Annotated in this window: 2 protein-coding genes and 1 pseudogene; all 3 read left to right on the top strand. The window is 62.5% G+C overall.

The window, feature by feature from the left end:
- Positions 1–1,197 (top strand): annotated as a pseudogene (locus MIC448_RS03480) (peptidase S8); the annotation flags it as partial.
- Positions 1,190–4,558, top strand: a complete 3,369-nt coding sequence (locus tag MIC448_RS03475) for a hypothetical protein (protein ID WP_144237972.1) — start codon at positions 1,190–1,192, stop codon at positions 4,556–4,558. The pseudogene MIC448_RS03480 and the gene MIC448_RS03475, both read left to right, overlap by 8 nt.
- On the top strand, positions 4,558–5,595 hold the full coding sequence (locus tag MIC448_RS03470; protein WP_081766165.1) for an HNH endonuclease: 1,038 nt from the start codon (positions 4,558–4,560) through the stop codon (positions 5,593–5,595). Before MIC448_RS03475 ends, MIC448_RS03470 begins: the two co-directional genes overlap by 1 nt.
- Positions 5,596–5,841: the final 246 nt, after the last annotated feature.

Raw genomic sequence — 5,841 nt, 5'->3', positions numbered from 1 at the left:
CCCCTGCCAAACATTCTGACGCGCGACAATTCCGACGCCGCACGGTCAGCGGCAACTCGTTCCGTCTACGACGCCGCGCTCCTGCGGGGTATCTTGCCCCCGGGCGACGCACTCAACGCACTCACCATTGGCGCTACTCACGAAGACGGACTCGGAGACATCGACGTGCCCGACACCGTCTGGGACATCACCCACCCAGGCGCGCCGGCTCACTACGGTGCGACAGGTCCCGGTGTCGATCGATCCGTCAAGCCGGACCTCCACCACACCGGCGGAAGGGTGCTCTACACCCGCCCGATCACCACGCCCGGTGACGAAACAGTCACCATCGAGCCGGCCCATACAGCAATCGCGGGCCCCGGCCTCCAAGTAGCCGCTCCCGGACGAGCTGGCGCGACCAATAACACCGTGTTTACGGTCGGCACCAGCAACGCCACCGCATTGGTGACGCGCGAGGCGAGTCGCCTGTTCGACATCCTGGAAGCAGGCGCACCCGACGCCCAGGACGCAGCATTGCCCGATCCGCAATACCACCCACTGCTCGTACGCGCCCTCCTTACCCACGCAAGCAACTGGGGCGACTGGGAACCGAGACTCCGCCGCGAACTCGGACTCAGCAACCAGCAGGCCCGCCGGAGCCTGACAGCGCTTCTCGGATATGGGCGGCTCGACGCCAGCCGGCTCGGAACCGCCGCAACAAACAGAGCTGTACTCGTTGGCGGAGGACTGATCGCGCGGAACCAGCGCCACACGTACGACTTGCCGCTGCCGCCGTCCCTTCGCGCGCGAGCGGAGTGGCACCGCTTCACGATCACCCTCGCATACATGGTTCCGACCGTGGGTCAGCTCACAAGGTATCGAGGTGCCAAGGTCTACTTCGCGACACCCGATACCAGCCTCGCCGGCGGAGACCGAACGGACGCTGAACACAACGCGGTTAGGCGGGGGAGTCTCCAGCACGAGATCGTCCAAGGGACTCGAACGATGGTCTTCGGCGACGGAGACGCGTTCCCCATCCACGTCGAATGCATGGACGATGCCCAACGGCTCCGTGCAGGCAAGACCGTCCGCTACGCGCTCGTGGTCTCCGTTGAAACGGCCGAGGAAACTTCCACGACCATCCACGATGAGGTTCGCGCGCAGCTCCGACAGCGGATCTCTGATCGTACGCGCGAGAGAATTCAGGGGAATGGCTAGGGCAACGAGCGCTGTCCAGAGAGACGTAGAGCTCGCGCACGCGGTTGGAATGGTTAGGTCCTTCGGCGCCTTTGTCGTCGTTGGTGCAGGCTTGTCCGCCGGCGGCTACCCCATGACAGCGCAGCTTCCGCCTCTTATCTGGCAGGCGATCGAAGATGTTCCTGACGCTCTCGCGGAGTTGCGGGCACGCACGAGCGCCACAGGAAGCGCGAAAGAGATTTTGTCGTCAGACTCCACGGCTCTTCATGTTGGATGGGAGCTTATCCGAGAGTTTCCATCCGCCAGGCTGTCCTTTCAATCAGCCTTTGTGGCTCTCGATGCTGACCGAGAACCGTCGAGCGCTCACTTCGACATTGCTCGTCTCGTGAACACCGGACACGTCGAGGCGGTGGTCTCGTACAACTGGGATACCTGCCTCGAGCGAGCCCATGAGCGCATGTACGGAGTCGGATTGCCAGCCGGCCTTCTGCACAAGCCGCACGGGGACGCCGCCCACCCGGAAGGAAACTGGGTGCTTCCGGACGAGGACGGCCAAGTTTCCGCAGGGGTACTCGACCGAGTCACAGAACTCTCGGATCGGCCGCGAACACTCATGGTGCTCGGCTACAGCGGCAGCGATGCGACTGTCGTCGAATCGTTGCTTGCGCCGATGGAGGAGCGATGGCCTGTTGTCCGCGTCGGACCGTCTGCCACCGGCGACGGAGCGATCGTGGGCACCGCTGATTGGGCACTCGCGGCATTTGCTACAGCACTTGCGCCCGTCGACCCGCTCAGAGGTTGGAAGTACGTCACGTTCCTCCGAAGTCGGAACTTTCTGGCGGCGCTGAGGGGAGAGCGTCTTCGTCCGACAGATGTGGATGCGTGTCCTGAACTGCCGGCTGCTCCGAGACTCGCGGAGCGGTTGCTCGCGTCGCGGTTCGCGACCTTATCTGGGTCTAGCGGTACGGGAAAATCTGTCACGGCATTCCACGCTGCTCGTCGGCTCAACCGCGAGGGATGGAAGGTTGTTGAACTGAAGCAAGCCGGTGTTGCTTCAACTGTCGATGTAGAAGAGTTCCGTCGTCTGAAAGGTCCCGTGCTTGCGGTGATCGACGACGCCCAAGCCATTGAGCGAGGAGTGGTCGCTGATTTTGAATCGTCCGCCGATGACACGCACGCTGTCCTCTTGGTTTCCACAGAACGGCTGGAGACTCGGGACGATGAGACACTTCTCGCGGCCCAGGCGGTAAGAGTTCTCGATCAGTACTGCCGAGCCAACATTGACATGGTCGCCCCGTTGCTGACGCAACTTGATGACCGAGTGCGATGGTCCGTCTTCTCGGATACGCCTGAGCAACGTCTCGACCTCGCGGCGCGCACGGCTACAGAGCCATGGCTCTACATGTTCGTGGCGTCAGGCGGCGAGCGTCGTATTGTCGGTGCACTGGATCGGGCTGTTGAGGACGTTGACGCCGCCCTGGTGCTCGCGTTCATCTGCACAGCTCAGATGACGTCGAGAGACGCAGGCCTTACACGTGAGGAGCTTGCCTCTGTGGCCGCGAAGCAGGCGAGCGCCCGCTTCGGTCCGGAGGGTGCACCGCAAGTGGATCGCATCGACCGGGCACTGTTGCTTCTGACTAACGAGAAGCTCATCCGCGAACATGACGGCCGCGTCCGGGCCGCACACATCCGGATCGCTGAGCGGGCTTTGCAGAATCTCGGACAACGCGAAGCCGACGGGATCGGGGCCACAGTACGAGCGGGCGTTCGTGCAGCCCTGCTCGACAACCAAGTTGAAGTTGCGGGCAAGTTTTGGCTTTTTCGAGTATTCGATCGTATGGACGCGTACCGCTACCGGTGGGCCACCTCAATTCTCGACCAGGAGGTCTCCGAGAGTCTTCTCCGCCAGTGCCTCGCAGCGACGCCTGGTAGCGACCGCGGCGTCGCACTGAACCTCCTCTGGGCCTCCGAATGGCTGCTCAAACTGCCTGAACCAGCCGCCGATGAGCTTGCGAGCAGCATCATCCAGTGGCTTCCGTATGTGGCAGCCGAAGAAGTCAACGGCTACCGATGGATGTTGAGCGGGCTTCGTTCAAATCACGAAGCTGCTTACGAGAGAATTCGGGGCGCCGCCGCGGCCAGAATGATTGCAAAACGGCTTTCTGTCGCGGGGACCCGCTGGTCGGCGATGGACTGGACCCACCTCATCCAAGAACTCTGCCCAGACTGGCGGAGCGGAAACCTCCTTGCCTGGAGCGACGAGTTTGAGAGCGGCGTCGACCCAGATGCCCTCACACGTTGGCTGTCGGAGAGGGACTCGCGATCGCACCCGTTTGAGGTGTACGACCTCATCGACGCGCTCGCCTCCATCGCCCCTCGCACAGCCAGAACGGTCTTCGAGGCCTGCGCCGGTGAGATTCGGGACGCGATGGAACATGACCTCGCGGATGCGGCAAGTAACTTCTCAGACTGGATCTTCGGCACGATGATCCTCGTAGCAATACTCGCCGATGCACCATCCGCACGCGATGACGATGATGATGACGAACGCGAGCCCCACGAGTCGGACGCCGCTCGCACGGCATTCATGGAAGCTACCGAGCCTGCGCTTCGTGAACTAGCCGCGACCGTTCTCGCAGAGATGGAGGCGGTTGACTGGACCGCCGCTGCTCTCTCGCTGGAACGCAAGAAGAAGTATCAACTCCACAACCTCGACCTGCTGCTCGCGTGGCTCTCGTACCTGTCGACAGACATCACGGACGAGATCGCCAGCAACTTGTCGACGGACTGGCTCTTGCGTGTCGTCGAAGAGGCACGTGAGGAAGGATGGCCTGAAGGCCGTCCTTTCGGCGCGATCGAGCACCTGCTCCACCATCTGAGCTGGGGAGAGCGGGGCAACGGCGTCGTGCGCGGGTTCCTCGAAGAGCATGAGAAGGACATTGAGCCGTTCCCTTCCGCGCTCGTGAGGCAGTACCCAGACCTCGCGATACGTTCGATCCGCAGAGGGGCTCGCGTGGAGACTCACGCTCCAGCAGGCTCGGGATGGGGAACACTCGCCGCCGATCTAGGCGCCATCGCAGGCATCGATCGGGACGCGGCAATCCAATGGCTCAGCCAGATGCATGGCGACCTCGTGCCGGCCATTACGAAGCCTCAGAACCATGATCTGGCAGGGATAGCGCGATTCATCGCTCTCGCAGATGACCTGGATGCCGCTGTCCTCGACGCTGCCATCAATCAGATCGATACTGCCGCTGCCGCAGACGTCTGGACGTCAAGATGGGCAGACGCACGCGCTCGCGTTCAGCCGCTCCTTGAACGCGTCTCGAAGACCTCAGGCGATGCGGCAGGACTGGCCTTGTCCGTAACCAGCCAGGAGTAGTGGACTCCGCGAGCGTCACCGATGGCAGGCTGATCGTCATGTCAGATCAAGACGCTCACTTCCGCGTTATGGATGAGGCGCTGAAACATTCCGAAGGTCGCGCCAAGGGTGGCGAGCCCTGCGTCATCTGTGGCGAACCGATACCAGCCAGCGCCCACTGGGTTCAACGTGACAGACATGTGTGCTCGGGACGGTGCAACAGCCTGTTGCGCCGCCGCTACGGACGGGGCAGCGCGAGCATCGACGCCGAGGGGGTGGCAGCGGCGGTCGAAGCTGTCGGGCCCCGACCGAACCCGCGCACCAGCGGTCCTCGCGTGTTTCAAACCCGGCCGGACGCCCTCCTGCCTGAACTACCTATCGAATGGGAGGGATATGGTCCGCACCCCGGTGACGTGGTCGAGCGTTACGGCATCCTGACCCAGTACCTCGTCCAGGACATGCCCGACAACTACTTCACCTCGCGGGTCGTGATAGCCGTTGCCGAGAGCGGCGACATGTTTGTTGCCGGTGCCACTAGCGATGGCTACTACTCATCCTTGGTGGTCGGGCCGCACGCCCCAGGAGGCGAACGGCTTGAAGGCCAGTTGTTCAGCCACACTTTCCAAGTCAACGGCGTGCTGTGTGAATGGCGTCGCGAGCGTATTACGGACCTACAGCCCGACGGCGTGGACTACTTCTTCTGGGAGTGCTACGCCGCGGCCCCCGTCGATTCGCCGCACTATCCTGCGCCGATGCATTCGGCTCGCTACCGAGCGGAAATGGATCGTCGACGCCGAGTCAGCAGCAACGCAGCCAAGCATGAGCGGAGGGCGCGGGAGGAAGCGGCCATCGAGCGATTCGACCCGTTGGAGGTGTACGAACGGGATCATTGGCTTTGCGGTATCTGTGGACAGGAGGTCGACCCCGAAGTGCTGCATCCCGACGCCATGAGCGCGAGCTTGGACCACGTCGTGCCGCTGTCGAGAGGCGGAGACCACACCCGAGGCAACTCAGTGCTCGCTCACCTGATCTGCAACAGTCACAAGTCGGCGAGTTGAGATGACGAACATGGCAGTCTCGCGGCCCGGGATGTGAAGTGGACCAATCAGGTGACCAACAGCCAGCAAACCGTGCAAATCGTGATGCGCAGAGCACGCTCGTGCAATACAAAACCCCAGGTCAAGTGGCGTGGGAGTCGTACGCCTGGCACCTGGGGGTTAAGTGGTTTACCACTCTTCGGTCGGCCCGAACAACTGAAAAACAATGCCACGGGCTGTGGCGCAGCTTGGTAGCGCACCTGACTG

Origin of the sequence: Microbacterium sp. C448 (assembly GCF_000582705.2) — a bacterium.
GTDB lineage: Bacteria > Actinomycetota > Actinomycetes > Actinomycetales > Microbacteriaceae > Microbacterium > Microbacterium lacus_A.
This window is presented reverse-complemented; position numbering and strand designations above follow the sequence as displayed.

Bases quoted from the DNA above. Each gene is read 5' to 3' on its own strand.
- MIC448_RS03475 (WP_144237972.1), top strand. From the start codon at position 1,190: ATGGCTAGGGCAACGAGCGCTGTCCAGAGAGACGTAGAGCTCGCGCAC.